Origin of the sequence: Streptomyces pactum, assembly GCF_016031615.1 — a bacterium.
GTDB lineage: Bacteria > Actinomycetota > Actinomycetes > Streptomycetales > Streptomycetaceae > Streptomyces > Streptomyces pactus.
The window spans coordinates 4,798,041-4,823,528 of record NZ_JACYXC010000001.1; the positions used below are offsets into that span (position 1 = coordinate 4,798,041).

Genomic DNA, 25,488 nt, shown 5'->3' on the forward strand with positions numbered 1-25,488 from the left:
GCCGGTGACCCCGGCCCGGCCGGCACGGCGCGTCGCGGGGTGCGGGGCTGTAACCCTCCCCATAGGGTGACGGGCATAAATACGGCCGTCACGGCGCTCTTCGTGTGATCTCGCAGGGCGCCGGATTGGCTTTCCCGCCACAGGTGGAGGCAGGATGCCCCCCGAGGACTCCGTCCAGGGGGGACCCCCAGGGCGCGGAAAGATCAAACGGTCAGACCCGGGTCCGGGGACTGTCCGAGGGCCCTGGCAGCATCGGCTTCGATCTCACGCCTCATTGGCAAGAAGAACACGGGAGTACAACATGAACCGCAGTGAGTTGGTGGCCGCGCTGGCCGACCGCGCCGAGGTGACCCGCAAGGACGCCGACGCCGTCCTGGCCGCCTTCGCCGAGGTGACGGGTGAGGTCGTCGCCAAGGGCGAGGAGAAGGTCACCATCCCCGGCTTCCTCACCTTCGAGCGCACCCACCGTGCCGCCCGCACCGCTCGCAACCCGCAGACCGGCGACCCCATCGAGATCCCGGCCGGTTACAGCGTGAAGGTCTCCGCGGGCTCCAAGCTCAAGGAAGCCGCCAAGGGCAAGTAAGTCCCTCACAGGGCGCGCACGGCCCCAGGGGCGGGCGAGACCCGAAGCGCGAGGGCGGCCACCACGGACAGGGTGGCCGCCCTTTGGCATACCCGGGCGGCACGGGACGCCCCGGACGCGGGATGGCGTGGCGGGCGCGGGGTGACGCTCCGGACGCGGGATGACGTGCCCGACGGGGGTGACGCTCCGGACGCAAGGTGACGTGCCGGGCACGGGGTGACGCGCGGTGGTGCGGGGCCCGGCGCGGGTGGCGGCGAGGTTACGTCGGCATGTGCGCCTGGCATATGGCGACGAACATCCGCCGTACGGGCCGTGGCGGGCCCGTGGAGCCCCTCGCGGCGGTGGCCTGGGGAATCCCGGCCCTGTACGGCTGCAAAGCCGCTCTATGCGCCTTACCTGCCCGCGAGGCCGGGCACCCTCGCGTCCGGGGCCTTGCGATGGGCCGTGCAGGCCAAGGCGCCGGCCGCCCGAAGACGCAGGCCGGCGGGCCCGGAAAACGCCACCGGGCGGGCCGGATCGGATCCGGCCCGCCCGGAGCGGGGTACTGACGGTCGCGCCGGCGGCCCCCGGCGGCACCGGCGACGGCGACACCCGCGGCACCGCGGCACACCGACGACAGCGGTCTCGCCGCGGCGCGTCACCCGAGGCCCCGGCGTCACCGCGGCCTCGACATGACCTGCGGCCCCGACGGCACCACGGCCCCGACGGCACCGGGGCGGCACCGCGGCACCGGCGCGGTGGCGGCTCAGCCGCCGTTCGGCAGCTCCACCGCGGCGCCCAGGTCCACCAGCTTGGACATGAAGTTCTCGTAGCCGCGGTTGATCAGGTCGATGCCGTGCACCCGCGACGTGCCCTGTGCGGCGAGCGCCGCGATGAGGTACGAGAAGCCGCCGCGCAGGTCCGGGATGACCAGGTCGGCGCCCTGCAGCTTGGTCGGGCCGGAGACCACGGCCGAGTGCAGGAAGTTCCGCTGGCCGAAGCGGCAGGCCGAACCGCCCAGGCACTCCCGGTAGAGCTGGATGTGCGCGCCCATCTGGTTGAGCGCCTCGGTGAAGCCCAGCCGCGACTCGTACACCGTCTCGTGCACGATCGACAGCCCGGACGCCTGGGTGAGGGCGACCACCAGCGGCTGCTGCCAGTCGGTCTGGAAACCGGGGTGCACATCGGTCTCCAGGGCGATCGCGTTGAGCGGACCGCCCGGGTGGTAGAAGCGGATGCCCTCGTCGTCGATCTCGAACGCGCCACCCACCTTGCGGTAGGTGTTGAGGAAGGTCATCATCTCGCGCTGGCTGGCGCCGCGGACGTAGATGCTGCCCTCGGTGGCCAGCGCCGCGCTCGCCCAGGAGGCCGCCTCCAGCCGGTCCGGCAGGGCCCGGTGGGTGTAGCCGCCCAGCTTCTCCACACCGGTGATCCGGATGGTCCGGTCGGTGTCCATGGAGATGATCGCGCCCATCTTCTGCAGGACGCAGATCAGGTCCTCGATCTCCGGCTCCACGGCCGCGTTGGAGAGTTCCGTCACACCCTCTGCGAGCACCGCCGTCAGCAGCACCTGCTCGGTGGAACCGACCGACGGGTAGGGCAGGCGGATCTTGCAGCCGCGCAGCCGCTGCGGCGCCTCCAGGTACTGGCCGTCGGCCCGCTTCTCGATCGTCGCGCCGAACTGCCGCAGCACGTCGAAGTGGAAGTCGATCGGCCGGCCGCCGATGTCACAGCCGCCCAGGCCGGGGATGAAGGCGTGGCCCAGCCGGTGCAGCAGCGGGCCGCAGAAGAGGATCGGGATGCGCGAGGACCCCGCGTGCGCGTCGATGTCGGCGACGTTCGCCCGTTCCACGCGCGTAGGGTCCATCACCAGCTCACCGGGCTCGTCACCGGGACGCACCGTCACGCCGTGCAGCTGCAGCAGTCCCCGCACCACGCGCACGTCTCTGATGTCGGGCACATTGCGCAGCCGGCTCGGCTCACTGCCGAGCAGCGCGGCGACCATGGCCTTCGGCACGAGGTTCTTCGCGCCGCGGACACGGATCTCGCCCTGGAGCGGGGTACCGCCGTGGACGAGGAGTACATCATCGATGCCGGTCATCTGGTCTCGCGTTCCTGGGATGGGCAGGGGCAAGAGAAAAGGGTAATGGCCGCCGGGACCCCCTCCGCATGGCTCAGGGGGGCACCGGGACGTCATGGGTTCGTCACAGCACGCTTGGTGCCCGCGCATGCGCGGTGGGTGATGTGCGCCGCCGCTGCTGTCGTACGCCCCGCCCTGCTCTCGGCCGGACCGTTCCCCACTCCCCGAAGCGGCCGATATGCGGGATCATGTGGCCATGACCGAGGTGTCCTCCCTCACCGGGCGGCTGCTTGTCGCGACACCCGCGCTCGCCGACCCGAACTTCGACCGTGCCGTGGTGCTCCTCCTCGACCATGACGAGGAGGGCTCGCTCGGCGTCGTCCTCAACCGGCCGACCCCGGTCGGAGTGAGCGACATCCTCGAATCCTGGGCCGCGCTGACCGGGGAGCCGAGAGTGGTCTTCCAGGGCGGCCCGGTGTCGCTGGACTCCGCCCTGGGGGTGGCGGTGGTCCCGGGCGAGGCCGAGCGGGCCGAACGCGCCCGGCGGGCCGAGCGGGCCGAACGGCTGGAACGGACCGACCGGCCCGGGGGCGGCCCGGCCTCCCCGGCGGGCGGACCCCGCGGCCCGGGCTTCCGGGCCGGCGCCGGCGACCCCGTCGGCTGGCGGCGGGTGCACGGCGCGATCGGGCTGGTGGACCTGGAGGCGCCGCCGGAGCTGCTGGCCACCGCCGTCGGCAGCCTGCGGATCTTCGCCGGGTATGCCGGGTGGGGCCCGGGCCAGCTGGAGGACGAGCTGTCCGAGGGCGCCTGGTACGTGGTCGAGTCGGAGCCGGGGGACGTCTCCTCGCCGGACCCGGCACGGCTGTGGCGCTCGGTGCTCCGGCGCCAGCGCAGCGAGCTGGCGATGGTGGCCACCTACCCGGACGACCCGTCGCTCAACTGAACCCGTGCGGTCCGGCGGCCGGTGGCGCGCACGGCCGTACGGTCCGGCTGCCGGGGTGCGGCGGGCCGTGCGGACCGGTGACGCCGGCCGTGTCCGGCGCCCGGGGGAACGGCGCCCCGCACCGGTGGTGCCTGAGTACCCTTGGTCCGTATGAGCACTCTTGAGCCCGAGCGCGGGGCAGGTACGGGGACCCTCGTCGAGCCGACACCGCAGGTGTCGCACGGTGACGGAGACCACGAGCGCTTCGCCCATTACGTCCAGAAGGACAAGATCATGGAGAGCGCGCTCTCCGGATCGCCGGTGGTCGCCCTCTGCGGCAAGGTCTGGGTCCCGGGACGCGACCCGAAGAAGTACCCGGTGTGTCCCATGTGCAAGGAGATCTACGAGGGGATGGGCATCGGCGGCGGCGACGACAAGGGCGGTAAGGGCGGCAAGAAGTAGCCCACCCGGCCACCCGGCCCCGTGCCCACCCGTTCCGCCGTTCCGCTCCGCGTGAGACCCGGGCCCCCGGCGGTCCGGTGACGACGACTTCCGGGCTCCTCGGCCCGTCCCGGACACCGCCGCCGGTTCGGGCGGCTCCCGCGACGCCGGGCTCCACGATCCGCTGTGGTCGGGGAGCCCGGCGTCGTCGTGTGTGTGTCGTGTCGTGTCGTGTCGCGGCGCGGGCGCGGATGCGCGACCGGGTGCCGGCGTGGTGCTCGGGCGGGGTGCTCCGGTGCGGGCGCGGCGCCGGGGTGGGGCCGGGTGCTCGGTGCGTGTGCGGGCGGCGTGGTTCGGCAGCGGGCGGCGTGTGGGCGCGGATACGGGCGGGGCGGTACCCCGTTCGGCGGGTGCGCGTGGCGTGGGCCGGCGGGTGCGTGTGGCGTGGGCGGGCGGAGGCGGCGGCCGACCGGCCGGAAGGTGAAGGTCGCGCTCCGCACAGGGCGGACCACCATGCGTGCTGTGCGGGGGGCCGTGACGGCAGTAGGGTCGGCGCATGAGCCAGGACACCGTGGGGGGCCCGGTCACCCGGGCGAGTTACCTGGTCTTCGGGGCGCGCGAGGTGGACGAGTCCGATGACCGGATCACGACCTACTGCCAGTTCGAGAAGGACTGGGAGGCCCAGTTGGAGCGATGCGCCCGGCTGGCGGCCGAGCGCGGGTACCGGCCGGTCGGCAGCAGTGTCTTCTCGGCCGCCCAGCCGACCCTGGACCGGGTGCTGGAGTGGGCCGGTGAGCCGGGCTGCGAGGTGGTGATCGTCGGCAGCGACCGCGTCCTGCGGCGCTTCCGGGACACCTGGCCGGACTGGGACCGGGTGGTGGCCCGGTTACGCGCGGCCGGCGCGGAGGTCGAGGCGGCCCCCTATCCCGAACCGTGTTACCGGGGCGAGGAGTTGGCCGACGAGCCGTCCGGTGGGCCGCCCGCCGGCCGCCGGGTCCCCGGACCGGCGGCCCCCGGCGGCTGAGACCGGCCGCTCCCGGCGGCCCGACGCACGGTCGGACGGCGGCGGTGCGGTGCGGGTGGAACGGGAGAGCGGGGTGCCGGGCCGGTTCTGGGCCCGCCGGCGCGGCGGGGTGAGCGGGCCAGGCCCGGCGGGGCGATCGGACCCCATGGCGCCGGGGGCGAGGGGCGCGGGGCGCCCGGAGGGGGCCACCCCTATGCCGGACCGCCCTCCGGGTCCGCCAGCACCGACCGGATCACAAACCGGGCGTTGGCCGCCATCGCCGGGTTGCGGTCCCGGTGGTACGGCAGGGAGATCAGCGCCTGCGAGAGGGTCCGCGCCCGGCCGCGCGCCCAGGTGGCGTCGTCCACCCCGAGGGTCTTGCGGAAGACCTCGCGACCGTCGGCGGGCAGCAGATTCCAGGCGGGGAAGAGGTCGCAGGCCGGGTCGCCCCTCCCCATGCATCCGAAGTCGATCACCGAGGTCAGCCGGCCGGCGGCGTCCACCAGCAGGTTTCCCGGCATCAGATCGGCGTGCAGCCACACCGGCGGGCCGTCCCAGGCGGGGAGCCGGAGCGCGTCCTGCCACACGGTGGCCACCGCGTCGCAGTCCACGCCCTCCTCCGGAATCCCGCGCAGCGCCTCGATCGCCGCCCGGGTGGCGGCATCGAGCGAGGCGAGCGGCCCGCCGCGGTAGGCGGCCGGTGCCCCGGGCAGGGCCACCCGGCGCATCGCCGCCACGAAGCGGGCCAACTCCTCGGCGAGCGCCCCCGGCTCGGACAGTGCCCCCGCCTCGGGGTTCCGCCCCGGCAGCCACCGGTACACCGACCACGGCCACGGGTACCCCTCGGCGGGGCGCCCGGCGCCCAGCACCTCGGGGACCGGAGCGGGCAGCAGCGGCGCGAGGCGGGGCAGCCACTCCTGTTCCAGCGCCACGTCCTCGGCCCCACCGGCCGTCAGCGGCAGCCGTACGACCATGTCGTCACCCAGCCGGAACATGGCGTTCACGGTGCCGCCGGACGGGACGCGCGCCACCGCCGCCCCGGCCCAGCGGGGGAACTGCCCGGCGATCAGCCGACGGACCAGCTCCTCGCCGACCGGTGGCGCGGAGGCGATCTGACCAGTACTCATGAGGGGACATCCGACCGCCGGGGACGACGGGCGTCAACCGTTTTTGCGGCGGCGGCGCGGCTGCCGCCGGGGGTGACCGGGCACGTGGCCGCCGCCGGGGTGGCCGGGGACGGGGGCGGCCGCAGGCGTGGCTGCCGAAGACACGGGCGTCGCGCAGGATGTGGGCGTCGCGCAGGATCAGGATATGGGTGTCGCGCAGGACATGGGCGGGGGGCGACCGCGTCCCCGCCCCCGCGGCCCGGGCACCGCGCCACCCGGAGACCCCCGGAGCCAGGAACACCACCCCGGAGCCAGGAAACCGACCCCCCGAGGCCAACCCCCGAGGCCGACCCCCGAGGCCGACCCCGGAGACCCCCAGAGCCAGGAAAAAGCGGCCCTGAGGCCCGGGTAACGCGCCACCCGGAAACCCCCAAGCCAGGAGGGGCCCCCCGGCGACCGGCTCCCGCAGCCCCCCGGGACCCCCGCCCCGTCGGCCACCCCGCCACCACCGGCGCACCCGGCCCGGAGGCGCGACCCCGGGTGCGCCGGGGTGCGCCGGGCGTGCGGTCTTCGGGGACGTGCGGTCTTCGGGGGCGTGCGGGGGTTACCCGCGGCCGGTACGCACGGCAGCATGGTCCTCATGAATGGTCTGGACCTGATTCCCGCGCCGACGCGCGCGGTCCCGCACCCCGGCGAGGGGTTCGTCCTCGACGAGACCACCCGGCTGACCGCCGGACCCGGCACCGGCAGCGCCGGGCCCTGGCTGCGCGCGGTGCTCGGCGCGGCCACCGGCCTGCCGCTCGGGCCCGGTGAGCCGGGCCCGGACGACCGGGCCGCGGCCGGTTCCGTCGAACTCCGGCTCGACCCCGCGCTGCCCGCCGAGGGCTACCGCCTGACCGTCCGCCAGGACGGCGCGCTGCTCCTGGGCGGCGGGCCGGCCGGGGTGTTCTGGGGCGCCCAGACGCTCCGCCAGCTGCTCGGTTCGGACGCCTTCCGCCGGGCCCCGCTGCGGCGCGGGCCGTGGACGCTGCCGGCGGTGGAGATCGAGGACGCCCCGCGGTTCGGCTGGCGGGGGATGATGCTCGACGTCGCCCGCCACTTCATGCCCAAGGAGGGGGTGCTGCGCTACCTCGACCTGCTCGCGGCGCACAAGCTCAACGTGCTCCACCTCCACCTCACCGACGACCAGGGCTGGCGCATCGACATCCGGCGGTACCCGAAGCTGACCGAGGTCGGCGCCTGGCGGTCCCGCACCCGGTACGGGCACCGCGCCTCGCCGCTGTGGGACGAGCGCCCGCACGGCGGCTACTACACCCAGGACGACCTGCGGGAGATCGTCGCGTACGCGGCCGACCGGCACATCACCGTGGTCCCGGAGATCGACATCCCCGGGCACTCCCAGGCCGCCATCGCCGCCTACCCCGAGCTCGGCAACACCGACGTGGTGGACACCTCCGCGCTCACCGTCTGGGACGACTGGGGCGTCAGCCCGCACGTCCTCGCCCCCACCGACGCCGTGCTCCGCTTCTACGAGCACGTGCTGGAGGAGGTCCTGGAGCTGTTCCCCGGGCAGTTCGTGCACATCGGCGGCGACGAGTGCCCCAAGGACCAGTGGCGCGCCTCGGCCACCGCCCAGGCGCGGATCAAGGAGCTGGGCCTGGCCGGCGAGGACGAGCTGCAGAGCTGGTTCATCCGCCACTTCGACCGCTGGCTGGCGGACCGCGGCCGCCGGCTCATCGGCTGGGACGAGATCCTGGAGGGCGGCCTGGCGGACGGCGCCGCGGTGTCCTCCTGGCGCGGCTACGCCGGGGGCGTCTCGGCCGCGCTCGCCGGCCACGACGTGGTGATGTGCCCCGAGCAGCAGGTGTACCTCGACCACCGCCAGGCACCCGGCGACCAGGAGCCGATGCCGATCGGCTTCGTCCGCACGCTGGAGGACGTCTACCGCTTCGAACCGGTGCCGCCGCAGCTGACCGGCGGGCACGCCGAGCGGGTGCTGGGCGCCCAGGCCAACGTCTGGACCGAGGTGATGGAGAGCGCCCAGCGGGTGGACTACCAGGTCTTCCCCCGGCTGGCCGCCTTCTGCGAGGTCGTCTGGTCCCGGGGGCTGTCCGCCCCCGCCGAACGCGACCTGGCCGGTTTCCAGGGGCGCATGACGGCGCACTACGGCCGGCTCGACGCGCTGGGCGTCGCCTACCGGCCCGCGGACGGCCCCCTGCCCTGGCAGCGGCGCCCGGTCCCGGAGCACATGACCACCGGCCAGCTCGGACGCCCGATCGACGGACCGCCCCCGATCGTGTGAGGCGGGCCGGAAGCGGCGCCACGCCCCCGGCCCCGGCTGGGAGCGTGGTGCCGCCCGGCGCCGCACGCAGCACGTCACCCAAGGATCCCTGAAACGTGGCAATCGGTACTCGACGGAGACATCCGCACAACACCGACCATCTACCTGGTCAGGGACCAATCGCTGCTTCACGGACCCTCGCAACGCCCCCCTCCCCGGATGTGCCAGAGTTGCCACGTCCAGGCCGTCACGACGTACCGTACGGCGGAACAGCCGGGACATCGGGGAAGGGGCAGCGGTTGACCACGCACGCACCGCAGGCGGCGCACACGGTGACGTTGCCGGGCTCGCTGGACGAGGCCGTGGCGGCCCTCACCGCCATGCCCGCCGCGGTGCCCGTGGCGGGCGGCACCGATCTGATGGCCGCGGTCAACGCCGGTCTGCTGCGACCCGCGGGCCTGGTCGGCCTCGGCCGGATCAGCGAGATCCGCGGCTGGCAGTACCAGGACCGCCACGCGCTGCTCGGCGCCGGACTCACCCACGCCCGCATGGGCCGCCCCGACTTCGCCGCGCTGATCCCGGCGCTGGCCGCCGCCGCCCGGGCCGCCGGACCGCCGCAGATCCGCAACGCGGGCACCCTCGGCGGCAACATCGTCAGCGCCGCCCCCACCGGCGACTCGCTGCCGGTGCTGGCCGCCCTGGACGCGGTGCTGGTGGTCATCGGGCCCGGCGGGTCCGGCGGCACCGCCTCCCGGGAGATCCCGGTCGGCCACTTCCTGGCCGGCGTCGAGATGCTGCGCCCCGGTGAACTCGTCGGCTTCGTACGGGTACCGCTGCTCCACGCCCCCCAGGCGTTTCTGAAGGCGACGGTGCGCACCGGCCCCGGCCGGGCCACCGCGTCCGTCGCCGTGGTGCTGGACCCGGCCCGCCGCCAGGTGCGGTGCGCGGTCGGCGCGGTCGCGCCGATGCCGCTGCGCCCCCTGGACGCCGAGGCGTGGGTCGCCTCGCTCATCGACTGGGACGGCGACCGGGGGCTCGACCCCGAGGTGCGCCGGGCGTTCGGTGACTACGTCGCCGCCGCCTGCATCCCCGACCAGATGCCGCAGCCCGGCGAGGGCGGGGAACCGGTCCCCCTGCCGCCGGCCGCGCTCCATCTGAGGCGTACCGTGGCGGTCCTGGCCCGCCGAGCACTGGGGAGGGCACTCGCGTGAGTGACGAACAGCAGCCGCAGCAGCCCGGGAACGCCGGGGTGCCGCCGGCGGAGCGGGGGACCGGCGCGCCGGCGCCCGAGCACGGGGGCGGCTGGCAGCCGATGCCGCACGGCCCCGAGTACGACGCGGAGGGCACCGCCTTCGTGCAGCTGCCCCCCGAACTCACCGAGCCCTCCGCCGCGTCCGCGCACTGGGACCCGCTGGCCGCGCCCGGTACCGGCTACACCCCGCCGCCGGTTCCCGGCGCGCCCGCCGCCGGCCACCCGGGGCCGTCCGCGCCCTCCCAGGGCGGCCGGTGGCAGCCGTTCGGCGAGAGCCCGCTGCACGGGTCCCCGCCGCACCACGCCCATCAGGACCCGCACCACCACCCCGGCCACCCGGCCGGCCCGTACGCCCCGGCGGGGGACCCGCACGCCACCGGGCACTGGCCCGCGCCCGGCGACACCTCCGGCGGCTGGCCGGCCGCCGGGACCGGGGAGCCGGGCGCCCACCCGGCGGCCGGGCAGCCCGGCCAGGACGCGGGCGCGGGCTGGCCGTCGCCCGCGGAGCACTCGGTGCGCACCGGCCAGTGGGCCGTCCCCGGCGCCGAACCGGGCGCGGACGAGGGCAACGGCGAGTTCGTGACCGGCGGCGCGCCGGTCACCGGACCGGACGGTGCCGCCCCGTGGCCGGCCGCCCCGGAGGTCCCCGGCGGCGCGGGAGCGCACACACCTGGCGGCGGGCACGGCGAACCGGCCCTCGGTGACCGGCTCACCGCCCGCGGCCGCGGCCGGAACCGTACGGCCGGACCCGGCGCGCCCGACACGGCCCCGGACGCCGACGGCGGTGCGGAGGTCGACCCGCACGCCACCGCGCAGTGGACGATGCCGTTCGGCTCGGCGCCGGGCGGCGCGGCCGGGCAGACCGGCCAGTGGTCCATCCCGGTGGCCGAGGAGGGCGTGGACGAGACCGGCGAGTACTCGGTCGGCGACCACCCCGGCCCGGCCGCCCCGCCGCAGGGCCGGTGGCGTCCCGGCGCCCCGGCGGCGGACGGCGGTGTCCCGGGCGGCGCGCCCGGCATGGACACCGGCCACGCCGGCGGCCCGCTCGCCGGGGAACACCCGGGCGGCGCACCCGACGTCACCGCCCACGGCGGCGGCCCGGTCCCCGGCGGCACCCCGCCCCACGGGACCCCCGCCCACGGGACCCCGGCGTACGACACCCCGGTGGACGGCACGCCGGTGTACGGGGGCACGCCGGCGCATGGCACGCCGGTGTACGACACCCCGGTGCACGGGACGCCGGTGTACGACACCCCGGTGCAGGGCACCCCGGTGTACGACACGCCGGTGCAGGGGACGCCGGTGTACGACGGCCCGGCCCACGGCACGCCCGCGGGGGGCACGCCGGTGCCGGGCGGCACGCCGGGGCAGGGCACCCCCGCGCACGGCACCCCCGTGCAGGGGGGTGCGGGCCGGCCGGCCGCGAACACCGCGGACCAGGGACAGCGGTACTTCGCGGGCCCGCCCACCCCGGAGGAGCCGGCCACCGACGCGGACACCGGCGGCGGAGGACGTCCGTCGGCCGAGAACGCCCAGGGCGGTTCCGGGGCCCGGGAGGGCGCCCGGCAGCCGGAACGTAACGGCCGCCGCCGTCAGCAGGGCCGCCGGCCGGGCGGGGCCCAGCAGTCCGGCCCGGAGGGGCACGGGGACCCCGGCCACCCGGGTGACCACGACGGCACCCGCCCCGGCACCCCCGGACAGCCCGCCCCGGGCCCGGACGCCTACCAGGGACCCGGCGTGCCCGGCGCGGACGGGTACGGACAGGACGCGGTGTCCGGCGTGCCCGCCGGGCACCCCGGCGTCGACCCGCTCGCCCACCCGGGCCCGGGTGCCCCCGTGGACGGTCCGCCGCACCCCGGAGACCCTTCCGGGTACCCGGAAGGGGAGGGCCAGGGGCTCCCGCGGACCGCTCCCGACCCCTACGGACAGCCCGGCGACCCGGTGCCCGGGCCCGTGGCCGGTGGTTACGAGGGTTATCCGGCGCACGAGCCGTACCCCGCCGGGTACGACCGCTACCGGGCGTACCCCGGTGACCCGGCCGGCGCCGTCCCGGAGGGCGTGGCCACCGGTCACGCGGCCCCGGACGGCGGTCCGCACCCGGCGGGACAGGCGGCCGACGCGGACGCCGGGTACCCCGGTGCGGAGGGCGGTCATCCCGGCGCGGTGGACGGCGGGTACCCCGGTGCCCCCGGGGCGCCGGTCCCGCACCCCGGCGATCCGGCCGCGACGGACACCCCCGCCGGCCCGGAGGCCCTCCCGTACGGGGACGCCGCAGACCCGGAGGCCGTCCCGTACGGGGACGCGCCCGCGGGCCCGGAGGCCGACGCGTACCCGGACGCGGGCGGCGACGCCCCGCACCCGGGCGCGCCCGCCGACGCCGCGTACGGCGACCCGCACGGCGGGGTGCCGCACGGGGACGCGCCCGGCGTGCCACCCACCGGCGTCGCGCACCACGACCTGCCGGCGGCCCCCGGCCACCCGGGCCACCCCGGGAACGCGGGACGGCCGGGCGGCCACCCCGGCCACCCGGAGGGCCCGGACGGCGGCCCGGTCCCGGGCGAAGCGGCCCACGGCGGTCCGCAGGGCGGGCCGGCGGGTCCGGCCGTGCCCGGCGACGAGCACCGGCACCACCCCGGCGCGGCGGGGCGGCGTCCGCTGGCCGGCGCTCCGGCCCGGCCGGACGGCCCGCACCAGCCGGCGGGCGCCGGACAGCCCGCGGGCGGCCGTCCCGGCGCCGGGGGCCGCCGGCCCGTGGGGCCCGGCGGAGCCGCCGTGGCGCAGGGCACCGAGGGGTACCCCGGTGCGCACGGTCCGCGGCACCCGGCCGCCGGCCCGCAGGGGACCGGCCGCCGACCGGTGGGGCAGGGCCCGGAGGCGCCCGGCCGGGGGCGGTACGCCGACCCCGCGGACGCAACCTGGCGAACCGGCGCCCCGGCCGGCCGGCGGCCGGACACCGTGGTGTCCGGCGGCCCCGGCGAGCGGGTACGGCCGGGCGTTCCCGGCGCGGCCCCGCACGGCGGCGCTCCGGGGGCACCGGCCCAGGGCGGCGCCCCGCAGGCGCCCGGTACCGGTGGTCCCGGTCCGGACGCGGCGGCAGCCGGCCCCGAGGGGTACGCCGAGGCACCCGGCGGCGCGCCCGCCGGGCACGTTCCGCCGGCCCAGCACCCCACCGGGCAGGCCCCGGTGGCCGGACACCACCCCACCGGGTACGTCCCGGCGGCCGGTGACGCCCCGGCGACCGCTGACGTCCCGGTTCCCGACGGCGCGGCCGCCGGGCACGCCGCCGGCCGTCCGGAGGACGCCGGTTATCCGGGGTACGACGGGACGGGCGCCGGTGAGCCGCCCGCCGTGGGCGGCCCCGCCGGCCACGACCCGGACCGGGAGGAGGCCGCCGAGGGGTACGAACCCGCCGGGGGATACGAGCCGGTGGAGCCGTACGACCCGGCCGAGGGCCACGGTCCGGACGAGGGTTACCGGCCCGGCGGGGCCCACGACCCGGCCGGACCGGCCGACGGGTACGAGCCGGCGCCCGGCGACCGGCCGGGCGCGGCACCCGCCGGCGTGGCCGCGGGTCCGGCCGGCCCCGGGGTGACCGGTGCCCCGGACGCCACCGGCGGGCCCGGCGACGGCACCGCCACGACCACGGCTCCGGCCGGGGACGCCCCCGGCCCGGAGGCACCGGACGCCACCCCGGCCGGCGGCCACCCGTCCGCCGGCGCGGCGGACGGGCTCGACGGCGTGCCCGGTGACGTGCCGGAACCGGCCGCCGGACCGCCGGCCGGCCCGGCCGGTGCGGGCCACCCCGACGCCTCCGCCGAGGGGCACCCGTCCGGGGAGGCGCACCCCGCGCCGGACGCGGCACCCGACGCCGGCCCGGGCACCTCCCCGGACGGCACCGCCGGCACCGGTTCGGACGCGGCCGGGGAGGCCGGCGCGCCCGGCACCGGGCCGGTCACCGGCGCCCCCGGCGACCCGTCCGGAGCGCCCGACGACCCGGCCGCCGCACCCGGCGACGCCGTACTTGGCGACCACTCCGGCACGACGGCCCCGAACGCCACGACCGCCACGGCCGGCGGGTCCGGCCCGGACGGGGCCACCGACGGTCCCGCCCCGGACCCCGCCGACGGCGCGGCCCCGGGCGCCGGGGACGAGCCCGGCGCGGCCCCCGGCGACGCGGACGGCGACGACGGCGCGGACGGCGGTGCGGCGGATCCCGCCGACGGGACGTCCGCGCCCGAGGCCGCCGCGGAGCCCGCCGACGGAGGGTCCGAGGCCGCGACGGAGCCCCCCGGCGAGCCGGAGCCGCCGCACACCGAGCACCCCAGCGCCTCGTACGTGCTGCGGGTCAACGGCACCGACCGACCGGTCACCGACGCCTGGATCGGCGAGTCGCTCCTGTACGTGCTGCGCGAACGCCTCGGCCTCGCCGGCGCCAAGGACGGCTGCTCGCAGGGCGAGTGCGGAGCCTGCTCGGTGCAGGTGGACGGGCGGCTGGTGAACTCCTGTCTGGTGCCCGCCGCGACCACCGCGGGGTCGGAGATCCGTACCGTCGAAGGGCTCGCCACCGACGGGCGGCTGTCGGACGTGCAGCGCGCGCTCACCGAGTCCGGCGCCGTGCAGTGCGGGTTCTGCGTGCCCGGTCTGGCGATGACCGTGCACGACCTGCTGGAAGGCAACCACGCACCGAACGAGCTGCAGACCCGGCAGGCCATCTGCGGCAACCTGTGCCGCTGTTCGGGCTACCGGGGCGTACTGGAAGCGGTCCGCGAGGTCATCACGGGCCGGGAGGCGGCCGCCGCGGCGGAGAACGGCGCGCCGGGTCAGGTCCGCATCCCGCACCAGAGCGGCCCGCACGACGGCCACGGGGGCGGCAACGGCAGTGGAGGGGCGAACGCATGACGGGACTCGCAGAAGGCGCCGGAGCCGCCACGGCCACCACCGCCACCGCCTCGGTCACACCGCCTGCGGCACCGCCCGGCCCGCACGGCCTGGGCACCACCATGCCGAGCCCCGACGCGGCGGCGAAGGCGTCCGGGACCTTCCCGTACGCCGCCGACCTGTGGGCCGAGGGGCTGCTGTGGGCCGCGGTGCTGCGCTCCCCGCACCCGCACGCCCGGATCCTGTCGGTGGACACCGCCCCGGCCGCCGCGATGCCCGGCGTACGGGCCGTGGTGACCCACGCCGACGTGCCCGGCGACCCCTCGCACGGACGGCGGGTGGCCGACCGTCCGGTGTTCGCCGGTGACGTGGTCCGCCACCACGGCGAGCCGATCGCCGCGGTCGCCGCCGACCACCCCGACACCGCCCGGCTGGCCGCCGCCGCCATCGCGGTGGAGTACGAGGTGCTGGAACCGGTCACCGACCCGGAACAGGCGTTCTCCGCCGAGCCGCTGCACCCGGACGGCAACCTGATCCGGCACATCCCGCTGCGCTTCGGCGACCCGGAGGTCACCGGCGACGTCATCGTCGAGGGCGTGTACCGCATCGGCCGCCAGGACCCGGCACCCATCGGCGCCGAGGCCGGCCTGGCCGTGCCCCGCCCGGACGGCGGGGTGGAGATCTACACCGCCTCCACCGACCCGCACGGCGACCGGGACATGGCCGCCGCCTGCCTGGGCCTGGAGCCGGAGCGCGTCAAGGTGGTGGTCACCGGCGTCCCCGGCGCGATGGGCGAGCGCGAGGACCACGGCACCCAGCTGCCGCTGGGGCTGCTGGCCCTGAAGACCGGGCGGCCGGTGAAACTCGCCGCCACCCGTGAGGAGTCGTTCCTCGGCCACGCCCACCGCCACCCCACGCTGCTCCGCTACCGGCACCACGCCGACACCGAGGGCCGGCTGGTGAAGGTGGAGGCGCAGATCCTGCTGGACGGCGGCGCCTACGCCGACTCCTCCGGGGACGCGCTGGCCGCCGCGGTCTCCTTCGCCTGCGGCCCCTACGTGGTCCCGCACGCCTTCATCGAGGGCTGGGCGGTGCGCACCAACAACCCGCCCTCCGGCCATGTGCGCGGCGAGGGCGCGATGCAGGTGTGCGCCGCGTACGAGGGGCAGATGGACAAGCTCGCCGCCAAGCTGGGCATGGACCCGGCCGAGCTCCGGATGCGCAACGTGATGGCCACCGGGGACCTGCTGCCCACCGGGCAGACCGTCACCTGCCCGGCGCCGGTCGCCGAACTCCTCCAGGCGGTGCGCGACGAGCCGCTGCCCCCGCTGCCCCAGGACGGCGAGGACGCCGCCGACTGGCTGCTGCCCGGCGGCCCGGAGGGCGCCGGCGACCCGGAGGCGGTGCGGCGCGGCGTGGGCTACGCCCTGGGCATGGTGCACATGCTCGGCGCGGAGGGCGCGGACGAGGTGGCCACCGCCACGGTCAAGGTGAGCGGTTCGGTGGCCACCGTCATCTGCGCCGCGGTGGAGACCGGGCAGGGCTTCACCACCCTGGCCCGGCAGATCGTGCAGGAGATCCTCGGCATCGAGGAGGTGCACGTCGCGCCGGTGGACACCGACCAGCCGCCGGCCGGGCCCGGCGCCCGGGGACGGCACACCTGGGTCTCCGGCGGCGCGGTGGAGCGGGCCGCCAAGATGGTCCGCACCCAGCTGCTCCAGCCGCTGGCGCACAAGTTCGGCATGTCCACCGAGCTGCTGAGCATCGCCGACGGCAAGATCACCAGCTATGACGGGGTGCTCTCCACCTCGGTCCACGAGGCGCTGGCGGGCAAGGAGCTGTGGGCGACCGCGCAGTGCCGCCCGCACCCCACCGAGCCGCTGGACGAGTCCGGGCAGGGCGACGCCTTCGTGGGCATGGCGTTCTGCGCGGTACGCGCCGTGGTGGACGTGGACGTGGAACTCGGCCTGGTCCGGGTGGTGGACATGACGGTGGCCCAGGACGTCGGCCGGGCCCTCAACCCCGGCCAGGTCAAGGCCCGCATCGAGGCCGGGGTCACCCAGGGCATCGGCGCCGCGCTCACCGAGAACCTGCGCACCTCACGCGGCGTGGTGCGCCGCCCCGACCTGACCAGCTACGCCCTGCCGACCGCCCTGGACGTGCCGCCGGTCCGGGTGGTCAAACTCGTCGAGGAGCGGGACGTGGTGGCCCCGTTCGGTGCCAAGGCGGTGAGCGCGGTACCGGTGGTGACGTCCCCGGCCGCGGTCGCCGCCGCCGTCCGCGCCGCCACCGGCCGCCCGGTCAACCGCCTCCCCATCCGCCCCCAGTCGGCGGTCGGCGCGGAACTGCGCGGCTGAGGCGCGCCGACGCCGGGGCGCTGCCCGGGGGTTGCCGGTCCGGCCGGGCCCAGCGCTTCGGGGCGCCTGTGCCCGGAAGGCCGGGCCCGGGGTCGTCCGGACCGGCGCGATCGGGGGTTCCTGCCGGGGCCGGGTGACCGGGTGCTCCCGCGCCCGCGCCCGGGGCCGGGGTGCCGCCCGGTGGTGACGGTACGGCCGGGGCTCGTGTGCTTCGAGGGCCCGTGAACGGGTGCGGGCCCGGCGCGCTGCCGCGGGGGTTGGCGGTACGGCCGGGGCTCGTGTGCTGGGGCGCCTGTGCCCGGAAGGCCGGGCCCGGGGCCGTCCGGGCGGGTCGTGTGTCCGGTGTCCCTGGGCGCTTTGCTCCGGACCGTTGTCCGGAGGTGCTCACCGGGTGAGGATCGGCCGTATGAGCCGTGCCCATGACGACGAGAACCTGGCCGGTGCCTACGAGCGCGGCAACGCGATGCCCGACGGGTCGCTGCGGGCCTGGGTCGAGCTGGTCGCTTCCCATGTCCGGCGGCCGGCGCCGTCCATCCTGGAGATCGGATCGGGGACGGGTGTCTTCTCCGCCGGGATGGCCCGCTGGATCGCCGGGAGCGAGGTGGTTGCCGTCGATGCCTCCGAGGCGATGCTCACCGAGGCCCGGCGCCACCATCCGCACCCCGCTGTGCGGTACCTGCGCGGCGAGGCCGAGGCGGTGCCCGCCGCCGCGGACTCCTTCGACCTGGCGCTGCTGTCCCGCGTGATCCACCACATCCCCGACCGCGCGGCAGCGGCCCGGGAACTCGCCCGGGTGCTGCGGACCGGCGGGAGGGTGGTCGTCCGCACCACCTTCCGGGAGCGGCTGGACGCGGTGGTCTACGACCACTGGCCGCGGCTCCGGACGATCGACGAACGGCGTTTCCCGGGCGAGGCGGAGGTCGTCGCCGACTTCCTCTCCGCCGGATTCGCCCTGGAGGAGGTCACCTCCTTCGCCCAGCCGGTCACGGCGAGCCTGGCCGAGTACCACGCCCGGCTGACCGGCCGGCCGCAGTCGAAGTTCACCCACCTCACCGACGAGGAGTTCCACCAGGGCCTGGCCCGTCTGGAGGCCGCGGCCCGCACGGAGGCACCGGACGGGCCCCGGCCGGTCCTCGAACGCTACGACGTGGCCGTGTTCTCCCTCGGGTGACGGCCGCCGCGGCGACCGGGGCACGGGAGAAGACGCCCGGCCCCGGCGCCGTGGGACGCCGGGGCCGGAAGAAAGGCTTCCGCCCGGGGGCGGATGGAGGCCGCGACTGGAATCGAACCAGCGTAACTCGCTTTGCAGGCGAGCCCCTGACCACTCGGGCACGCGGCCGTGCGCCGTTCCGGACCGGTGGGAGCCGGGCCGGTTCTCGCGCTGTCGTGCGTGCACCACGTTAGGGCGGGGCCGGGCGGGCGGACAACGGGTCGGGGCCCGCCGACACATGACTGGCATAACCCGTTCACCAACGGCATCGCCCCGGCCCGCGACGCCCCCGGCCGGCCTCAGCCGCCGAGGAACTCCTCCACCACCGTGCGGAACTCCGCCGGCCGGTCCACCCACGGGTAGTGGCCGGCGCCCGGCAGGGTGTGGTGGCGGCCGTCCGGGACGGAGGCGGCGACCAGTTCGCCGGCCCGGACGCCGGCCACCGCGTCGCGGTCACCGGAGACCACCAGCACGGGCCCGGGCAGTTCGGCCAGCCGCGCCAGCACCGCCCGCCGGGCCGCCTCGTCCACGCCCTGCCAGAAGCCGGCCCGGGGGACCGGGTGCGACTGGCCGGCCTCGTCCGCCGCGTGGGCCCGCTGCGGCTCCTCCCAGCGGTCGTACGCCGCCGGGGCGGTCGCGGCGAGCAGCGCCCGCACCTCCTCCGGCTCGTGGCGCTCCGCCAGCCGCCGTGCCGCGCGGTCCGCCTCCGGCCACCAGGGCTCGTCCGCCCGGGACCGGAAGATCTCCCAGGCGTCCCCGGTCCGTTCGCCCTGGAGCCGGGCGTCGGGGCAGACCAGGACCAGCCGGGCGGTGCGCTCCGGGTGCGCGGCGGCGTACGCCTGCGCGGTGGTGGCCGCCGCCCCGTGGGCCAGCAGCACCAGGCGCTCCAGCTCCAGGTGGGCGCGGAGCGCCTCCAGGTCCTCGGCGAGCCGGGGGAAGGCGTAGTGCTGCGGATCGGCGGTGGGCGAGTCCCCGGTGCCCCGGCTGTCCGGGGCGATCAGGTCGCGGTGGGCGTCCAGCCCGCCGAGGTCGCCGAGGTACGCGGCGTCCCGCCCCGGCCCGCCGGCCAGGCAGACCAGCGGTGGGCGGGAGCGTCCGTCCCCGTCCCGGGCGGGCAGTACGCGGAAGGACAGCCGGGCGGCGTCGTACGAGGTGTAGTACGGCATCCCCCCAGCTTGCCGGATCGGCCCGGCGGGCCGCGGTGCGCCGGGGCCGGCGGCCCGCCGTGCTGATGGGGTGCCGGGCGCGGTGCCGGGGTGGCGGTACGTGCGGGGGGACTGGGGGACCGGACGGTGGCGGAGGCGCGGGCGGCCGGTGGGGAACGGCCGGGGGCACCGGGCCGTCGGGGCCGGCGGAGGGCCGGGCCGGGCGTGATCCAAAAGCTGGAGCGGGGGAGCTGTGCCGCAACCCCAAATTCTGCTTATGATTGCGCGCGTGTTCGATTCCCGGCACATCAAGACCTTTCACGAAGTGGTGCGTGCCGGCTCCTACTCGGCCGCCGCCCGCGCCCTGGGCTACACCCAGCCCGCGATCACCCAGCAGATGAAGGCGCTGGAACGGTCCGTGGGCACCCCGCTGTTCACCCGGGTCGGCCGCCGGTTGCGGCTCACCGAGGCGGGGGAGGCCCTGGCCCGGCACGCGGACACCATCCTCGACAGCATCTCCGCCGCCCAGGCGCAGATGAACGCCATCACCCGGCTGCGCTCCGGCCGGGTCCGGGTCTGCGCCTTCCCCAGCGCCAACGCCACGCTGATCCCGGAGGCCATGGCCCGGCTCGCCGCCGGGCACCCCGGGGTGCGGGTGGAGCTGCTGGAGGGGGAGCCGCCGGAGTCACTGGGCCGCCTGGTGCGCGGCGAGTGCGACATCACGCTGGCCTTCACCTACCCCGGGCTGCACGAGGAGGTGCCGGAGGAGGTGGTGGAGGTCCGACTGCTGGAGGACCAGCTCACGGTGCTGATGCCCACCGGCCATCCGCTGGCCCGCCGGCGGGCGGTGAAACTCGCCGACCTGGCGGAGGAGCGCTGGATCGCCGGCTGCCTGCGCTGCCGCGCCAACTTCCTGCACGAGTGCGCGGAACAGGGATTCGCCCCGGACATCGCCTTCACCACCGACGACAACCTGGTCGTGCAGAGCCTGGTCGCCGAGGGGCTGGGGGTGGCGATGATGCCCGGCCTGGTGCTCTCCTTCCTCTGCCACCGCAAGGTGACCGGCCGCGCCCTGGACCCGGCCTCCCGCCGCCAGGTGTCCGCCTACGTGCTCCGCGAGCACCTGCGGATACCGGCGACCGCGCTGGTGCTCGACGAGCTGAGGGCGGTGGCGGCCAACCGCGTCGGCTGCTGACCCGGGCTTCGCCCCGGGTGCCTCCCGCCCCGCGGTCACCCCTGTGGGGCGGCCATCCCTGTGGAGCCGCGCCGGCCGGTGGCCTGCGGTCCGGCCGCGCCCCGTCCCGCCCGGCCGCCGATCCATTCGCCGGTCGGGCTCGCGCCCGTCCGGCCGCAGGTCGCCGCCCCCGTCCCCCCGCCCGCGACCACCGGTGCCCCGCCCGGTGTACCGGGCGGGCCTCGCCGCCGGGCTCCGGTGCCGGGGTCCGCCGCGTGGCGGGCGGGGGCGCGATCCATAAGCGGATGTTGGGTTCCGGTGAAGAAACCGTCGTTGGACGTGATGGATGGTCCGGCCCGACGCTGCCGTCATGACCACTTCGACCGCATTCCGAGCCGCCCGTACCACCGCCCGGCTCGACGCGCTGGTGCGCGAGGTGCGTGAGGCCGTCGATCGGGGGCTGCCGCCCGACCTGACGGCGTACCTGGTCGGTGAACGGCTGGCGCCGCACCTGGGCGAGCCCGACCTGCTCACCGAGGAGCAGCGGGAGGGCGACCCCGAGCGCTACCGCCAGCACATCCTCCACGCCGAGCAGGACGGCAGCTTCTCGATCGTCGCCCTGGTCTGGCTGCCCGGCCAGCGGACCGCCATCCACGACCACGTCTCGTGGTGCGTCGCCGGTGTCCACCAGGGGCAGGAGAGCGAGGACCGGTACCGCCTGGTCTCCGACGGCACCCGGTCGCGCCTGGTCCCCACCGAGCAGGTGGTGAACCCGCAGGGCTCGGTGTGCGGCTTCGCGCCGCCCGGCGACATCCACCGGGTGTACAACGCCTGCGAGGGCAAGGCGATCTCGATCCACATCTACGGCGCGGACATCGCCCGGCTGGGTTCCAGCGTCCGGCGGGTCTACGAGTGCCCGGCCGGCGAACGGTGACCCGCCCGGTCCCGGCGCCGCTCGGCCAGGCTCCGGCCCGGGTGGCGTCCCGTCCGGTCCCGTCCCGCCCGGCGGCCTCCCGGTGGAGGCGGACATGGCGCTGATCGGGGACCGGGCCGGCCGGCGCACCCTCCCCGCTACCAGCCCAGGTGCCGGCGGCGGCACCGGTACCGGCGGCGCCGGCACGGGGCGGGGCCCGGCCCCCGGCCCCGCCTCCCGGGCCCGCAAGCCGCCCCGGGAGGCGGCCGGGCTCGCGCTCGCCGCGCTCGGGGTGGGGGTGGCCTGGGCGGTCCACCGGCTGCTGCCCGACGTACCGATGCTCACCCTCGCCGTGGTGCTGGGCATCACCGCGGCCCATCTGCCCGGTGTCCGCCCGCTGGTGCGGGGCGAGGCCCGGGCCGGCCTGAGCTACGCGGGCAAGCGGCTGATGCGCCTGGGCATCGTGCTGCTCGGCCTGAAGCTCAGCCTCGACGACGTGCTGGGGCTCGGCTGGGCCACCGTGGCGATGGTCCTCGGCGTGGTGGCCGCCACCTTCGCCGGCACCTGGTGGCTGGGACGCCGGATGGGCCTGCCCGGCGATCAGCCGGTGCTGATCGCCACCGGGTACGCGATCTGCGGGGCCTCGGCCATCGGCGCGGTCGGCGAGGTGCGCGACAGCGACGAGCGGGACGCGGCGACCTCGGTGGCGCTGGTGACCCTCTGCGGCACACTCGCCATCGCGGTGCTCCCGCTGCTCCAGCAGCCGCTGGGGCTGGACGACGCGGGGTTCGGCCGCTGGGTCGGGGCGAGCGTGCACGACGTGGGCCAGGTGGTGGCCACCGCGCAGACCGCCGGACCGGACGCCCTCACCGACGCCGTGCTGGTGAAGCTGATGCGGGTGGCCCTGCTGGCCCCGCTGGTCGCGGCGGTCGCGATCTCGGTACGGGCCCGCCGCCGGGCGGTGGCGGAACCGGCCGACGGGGTCGGCGCGGCCCGGCGTCCGCCGCTGGTCCCGCTGTTCGTCCTCGGGTTCCTGGCGATGGTCGCCCTGCGCAGCACCGACCGGCTGCCGGCCGGGGTGCTGGACGCGGCGCACACCGGTCAGGAACTGCTGCTCGCCGCGGCGCTCTTCGGGCTGGGCAGCGCGGTGCACCTGCCGTCCCTGGCCCGGACCGGCGGCCGGGTGGCCGCGCTGGGGCTCTGCGCCTGGTTGGTGGTGGCCGGGGCCGGCTACGGCGGCGTACTCCTCACCACCTGAGTCCAACGCCGCGTGCCCCCGCCGTGCGATTTCGCGGCGCGGCGGGTGGTCCGGCCCGGGACCGGCGTGCCGTCGTCCTGCCCGGTGCCCGGAGCCGGTACCGGACGGGCCGGCATCGGACCGCCCGTTCCGCCACCGCTCGCCGCGCCGGACCGGCGGGTCCGCCGCCCACGGTCGGCCACGATCACCCGCCCGCGATCACCCGCCGTGCGTTTCCGCCCTGCGGCGGGCGGTCCGGTCCGGTTCCGGCGGTGTCGTCGTTCCGCTCCACGGCCGGCGGTCCGGCGCCCGGCCTCCGGTGGCCCGGGCCCGGCCCCGGTCCGCCCGCCCGGCACCCGCTCGGCCGCCGTCCGCCGCGCCGGCCCGTCCCTCCGGCCGCCCACGCTCGGCCATGCCACCCGCCCGCGCGACCGGACCCGCGCGGGCGGGCGGCGTGGCGGGACCGCCCACGGCCCGCCCCCGACCGCGCGCGGTGCGCCGGGCGCCGGTGCGCCGTGTGGCGCGCAGGAAGCCGGCGCCGGTCCGCCGGGGCGCAGGGTGTGCGCCGGTGGAGCGTCCGGCTCGTCCTAGGGCCGGCGGATGAGACAAGCTCCGCCCACCGCCAGGTCCCACCCCGGAAAACGCCCCTTACGCTGGCGCAATGACCGCTCTCGACCCCCTCGACGCCGACCCCGCGGACGCCACCGGGCCCCGTGCCCGGCTGGTGACCGCCACCGAGCCCTCCGCGCGCCCGGAGCCCCTGGAGACCCCGGACACCCCGGACGCCGACGACGCCGCGGGCGAGACCGTCCTCGGCCGCCGCTTCCGCGCGCTGACCCTGGGCATCATCTCCGTCGTCTCCCTGATCGCCTTCGAGGCGAGCGCCGTCAACACCGCCATGCCGGTGGCCGCCCATGCCCTGGACGGGGTGGAGCTGTACGCGTACGCGTTCTCCGCCTACTTCACCGCCAGCCTGTTCGCGATGACGCTCTCCGGCGAGTGGTGCGACCGCAAGGGCCCGCTCGCGCCGCTGTTCGCCGGCATCGCCACGTTCGGCGCCGGCCTGGTGCTCTCCGGCTCCGCGCAGCAGATGTGGGCCTTCGTGGCCGGCCGCGGGGTGCAGGGCATCGGCGGCGGGCTGGTCATCGTCGCGCTGTACGTGGTCGTGGGCCGCGCGTACCCGGAGCGGCTGCGGCCCGCCGTGCTCGCCGCGTTCTCCGCAGCCTGGGTGCTGCCGGTCATCGTCGGCCCGCTGGCCGCCGGCACCGTCACCGAGCACCTGAGCTGGCGCTGGGTCTTCCTCGCGATACCGGTGCTGGTACTGCTGCCGCTCTCGGTGATGCTGCCCGCGCTCCGGAAGCTGCCGGCCGGTGACCGCACCCCGGCCATGAACCGCGGCCGGATCCTCCTCGCGCTCGCGGTCGCCGCGGGCGCCGGGCTGCTCCAGTACGCCGCCCAGGACATCGGCTGGCTCTCCCTGGTCCCGGCCGCCCTCGGCCTGGCGCTGCTGGTGCCGTGCATCCTGCGGCTGCTGCCCCGGGGCACCTTCCGGGCCGCCCGGGGGCTGCCCTCGGTCGTCCTGCTGCGCGGCGTCGCGGCCGGCGCGTTCCTCGGCGCGGAGAGCTTCGTCCCGCTGATGCTCGTCACCGAACGGGGACTGTCCGCCACCCTGGCCGGCCTCTCCCTCACCGGCGGCGGCCTGACCTGGGCACTCGGCTCGTTCACCCAGAGCCGGCCCAGGCTGGAGCCGTACCGGGAGCGGCTGATGGGCGCCGGCATGCTGCTGATCGCGGCCTCCATCGCGATGCTCCCGCTGGCGCTGCTGGACGGCGTGCCGGCGTGGATCGTCGCCGTCGCCTGGATCATCGGCGGCTACGGCATGGGGCTGGCCATCTCCAGCGGCAGCGTGCTGCTGCTCAAGCTCTCCCGGCCGGAGGACGCCGGTACCAACTCCGCGTCCCTCCAGGTCTCCGACGCACTGGGCAACATCACCCTGGTCGGGCTGAGCGGCGTGCTCTTCGTCGCCTTCGGCGGCGGCTCGGTGTCGCACGGCACCGAGGACGTCCTGGAGGCGGGCAACGCGGGCGGGCACCCGGCCGCCTTCACCGCGGTCTTCCTGGCGATGACGGCGGCGGCCCTGGTGGGGGCATTCGTGACGACCCGGCTGCGGCCGGCGAGGGCGCAGCAGTCCGTGGTACCAGACTGACCCCACGGACGCTACTGTTCCGGTATGGCGATGAACCTGCGGCTCCGTGACGACCAGACCGACGCCCTCAAGCGCCGCGCCGAGCAGGAGGGGGTCAGCATGCACGCCATAGTGCTGAAGGCGGTGGACGACTACCTGGCCCGCACCGCCCAGCAGGCCATGGTGCGCAAGACGGCCAAGGAGCAGACGGCGAAGTGGGCGGAGCTGCTGGAGCGGCTCAAGTGACCTTCGTCTATCTGACCTCCGAAGACGGCCTGACCATCGCCGGGATCGCCTGTTCGGACATGGAGGTGGTGGTCCGCGACGCCGGACTGCTGGAGTCCGCCGTCCACCGCCCCGCAGCGGCGATGTTCGGCCAGGAGGCGTACTCGGACCTGCTGGACAAAGCCGCGGCGCTGCTGCAGTCCCTCGCGATCAACCACCCGTTCTTCGACGGGAACAAGCGCACCGCCTGGATCTCGTGCGTCTCCTTCCTCGCGATGAACGGTGTCCAGCTCCGGCCCGACATCGACGCGGCGGAGCGACTGGTGATCGCCGTCGCGACCGGGGCGATGGCCGAGGTCAAGGAGATCTCCGACGGACTGCGCGCCCTGGTGGACCCCGGCGATGTGAGCTGAGTCCCACCCCGCCCCGGACCCGGCCGGATCGCCCCGGACGGGTCCGGCGGCACCGGTAGGCTGACGCGGTTGCCGATCCCGAGTGCCGAGCCTGACCGACGGAG

General features: G+C 76.8%; 18 protein-coding genes and 1 tRNA gene. 15 read left to right on the forward strand and 4 right to left on the reverse strand.

The annotated features are described in order from the left end of the window. Window positions 1–301 precede the first annotated feature (301 nt). Entirely contained in the window at window positions 302–583 is a 282-nt protein-coding gene (locus tag IHE55_RS18835; protein ID WP_197990083.1) for an HU family DNA-binding protein, read from the forward strand. 745 nt (window positions 584–1,328) lie between these two features. Here the strand turns inward: IHE55_RS18835 and murA are convergent. After that, the gene (gene murA / locus IHE55_RS18840) at window positions 1,329–2,663 is read right to left on the reverse strand and encodes a UDP-N-acetylglucosamine 1-carboxyvinyltransferase (RefSeq protein ID WP_197990084.1); all 1,335 of its coding nucleotides are present in this window, start codon (window positions 2,661–2,663) and stop codon (window positions 1,329–1,331) included. A gap of 235 nt (window positions 2,664–2,898) precedes the next feature. On the opposite strand from murA, the gene IHE55_RS18845 reads away from it, so the two are divergent. The 3 genes from IHE55_RS18845 to IHE55_RS18855 all read left to right on the forward strand — a co-directional run bounded on the left by IHE55_RS18845 (window position 2,899) and on the right by IHE55_RS18855 (window position 5,029). Then, complete coding sequence (locus tag IHE55_RS18845) at window positions 2,899–3,585, forward strand: YqgE/AlgH family protein (RefSeq protein ID WP_197990085.1); 687 nt, start codon at window positions 2,899–2,901, stop codon at window positions 3,583–3,585. Window positions 3,586–3,735: 150 nt separating this feature from the next. Further along, window positions 3,736–4,026, forward strand: a complete 291-nt coding sequence (locus IHE55_RS18850; protein WP_197990086.1) for a DUF3039 domain-containing protein — start codon at window positions 3,736–3,738, stop codon at window positions 4,024–4,026. A 535-nt stretch (window positions 4,027–4,561) separates the two neighbouring features. Then, entirely contained in the window at window positions 4,562–5,029 is a 468-nt protein-coding gene (locus IHE55_RS18855) for an IolE/MocC family protein (RefSeq protein WP_232265622.1), read from the forward strand. A 191-nt stretch (window positions 5,030–5,220) separates the two neighbouring features. Here the strand turns inward: IHE55_RS18855 and IHE55_RS18860 are convergent, their stop codons facing one another. Beyond that, a complete protein-coding gene (locus IHE55_RS18860) occupies window positions 5,221–6,135 on the reverse strand; it encodes an aminoglycoside phosphotransferase family protein (protein ID WP_197990087.1) in 915 nt (304 codons plus the stop codon). Window positions 6,136–6,754: 619 nt separating this feature from the next. Between IHE55_RS18860 and IHE55_RS18865 the strand changes: the two genes are divergently transcribed. The 5 genes from IHE55_RS18865 (at window position 6,755) to IHE55_RS18885 (ending at window position 18,053) form a co-directional block, all read left to right on the forward strand. Then, window positions 6,755–8,416 (forward strand): beta-N-acetylhexosaminidase, encoded by a 1,662-nt coding sequence (locus tag IHE55_RS18865; RefSeq protein WP_197990088.1) that lies wholly within the window; start codon window positions 6,755–6,757, stop codon window positions 8,414–8,416. 278 nt (window positions 8,417–8,694) lie between these two features. After that, window positions 8,695–9,606 (forward strand): FAD binding domain-containing protein, encoded by a 912-nt coding sequence (locus IHE55_RS18870; RefSeq protein ID WP_197990089.1) that lies wholly within the window; start codon window positions 8,695–8,697, stop codon window positions 9,604–9,606. Then, window positions 9,603–14,546: a 2Fe-2S iron-sulfur cluster-binding protein gene (locus IHE55_RS31490; RefSeq protein ID WP_307826736.1), complete on the forward strand. Its 4,944-nt coding sequence runs from the start codon at window positions 9,603–9,605 to the stop codon at window positions 14,544–14,546. The genes IHE55_RS18870 and IHE55_RS31490 overlap by 4 nt, the downstream gene beginning before the upstream one ends. Next, a complete protein-coding gene (locus IHE55_RS18880; RefSeq protein WP_197990090.1) occupies window positions 14,543–16,882 on the forward strand; it encodes a xanthine dehydrogenase family protein molybdopterin-binding subunit in 2,340 nt (779 codons plus the stop codon). The genes IHE55_RS31490 and IHE55_RS18880 overlap by 4 nt, the downstream gene beginning before the upstream one ends. Before the next feature lie 406 nt (window positions 16,883–17,288). Further along, window positions 17,289–18,053: a class I SAM-dependent methyltransferase gene (locus IHE55_RS18885; protein ID WP_197990091.1), complete on the forward strand. Its 765-nt coding sequence runs from the start codon at window positions 17,289–17,291 to the stop codon at window positions 18,051–18,053. A gap of 94 nt (window positions 18,054–18,147) precedes the next feature. On the opposite strand, the gene IHE55_RS18890 is transcribed toward IHE55_RS18885, so the two are convergent. Both IHE55_RS18890 and IHE55_RS18895 read right to left on the reverse strand, forming a co-directional pair. Continuing rightward, window positions 18,148–18,221, reverse strand: a tRNA-Cys gene (locus tag IHE55_RS18890). A gap of 170 nt (window positions 18,222–18,391) precedes the next feature. Further along, window positions 18,392–19,258, reverse strand: a complete 867-nt coding sequence (locus IHE55_RS18895) for an alpha/beta fold hydrolase (protein ID WP_197990092.1) — start codon at window positions 19,256–19,258, stop codon at window positions 18,392–18,394. Window positions 19,259–19,526: 268 nt separating this feature from the next. Between IHE55_RS18895 and IHE55_RS18900 the strand changes: the two genes are divergently transcribed. The 6 genes from IHE55_RS18900 to IHE55_RS18925 all read left to right on the forward strand — a co-directional run bounded on the left by IHE55_RS18900 (window position 19,527) and on the right by IHE55_RS18925 (window position 25,384). Beyond that, complete coding sequence (locus IHE55_RS18900) at window positions 19,527–20,432, forward strand: LysR family transcriptional regulator (RefSeq protein WP_197990093.1); 906 nt, start codon at window positions 19,527–19,529, stop codon at window positions 20,430–20,432. A 349-nt stretch (window positions 20,433–20,781) separates the two neighbouring features. Then, window positions 20,782–21,345 carry a cysteine dioxygenase family protein gene (locus tag IHE55_RS18905; RefSeq protein ID WP_197990094.1) on the forward strand — a complete coding sequence of 188 codons (564 nt, stop codon included), beginning with the start codon at window positions 20,782–20,784 and terminating at the stop codon, window positions 21,343–21,345. Window positions 21,346–21,439: 94 nt separating this feature from the next. After that, the gene (locus IHE55_RS18910) at window positions 21,440–22,582 is read left to right on the forward strand and encodes a YeiH family protein (protein WP_197990095.1); all 1,143 of its coding nucleotides are present in this window, start codon (window positions 21,440–21,442) and stop codon (window positions 22,580–22,582) included. A gap of 640 nt (window positions 22,583–23,222) precedes the next feature. Then, complete coding sequence (locus IHE55_RS18915; RefSeq protein WP_197990096.1) at window positions 23,223–24,767, forward strand: MFS transporter; 1,545 nt, start codon at window positions 23,223–23,225, stop codon at window positions 24,765–24,767. A gap of 24 nt (window positions 24,768–24,791) precedes the next feature. Then, window positions 24,792–24,992 carry a ribbon-helix-helix domain-containing protein gene (locus tag IHE55_RS18920; protein WP_197990097.1) on the forward strand — a complete coding sequence of 67 codons (201 nt, stop codon included), beginning with the start codon at window positions 24,792–24,794 and terminating at the stop codon, window positions 24,990–24,992. Beyond that, window positions 24,989–25,384, forward strand: coding sequence for a type II toxin-antitoxin system death-on-curing family toxin (locus IHE55_RS18925; protein ID WP_197990098.1), 396 nt, complete (start codon window positions 24,989–24,991; stop codon window positions 25,382–25,384). The genes IHE55_RS18920 and IHE55_RS18925 overlap by 4 nt, the downstream gene beginning before the upstream one ends. The last annotated feature ends 104 nt before the right edge of the window (window positions 25,385–25,488 follow it).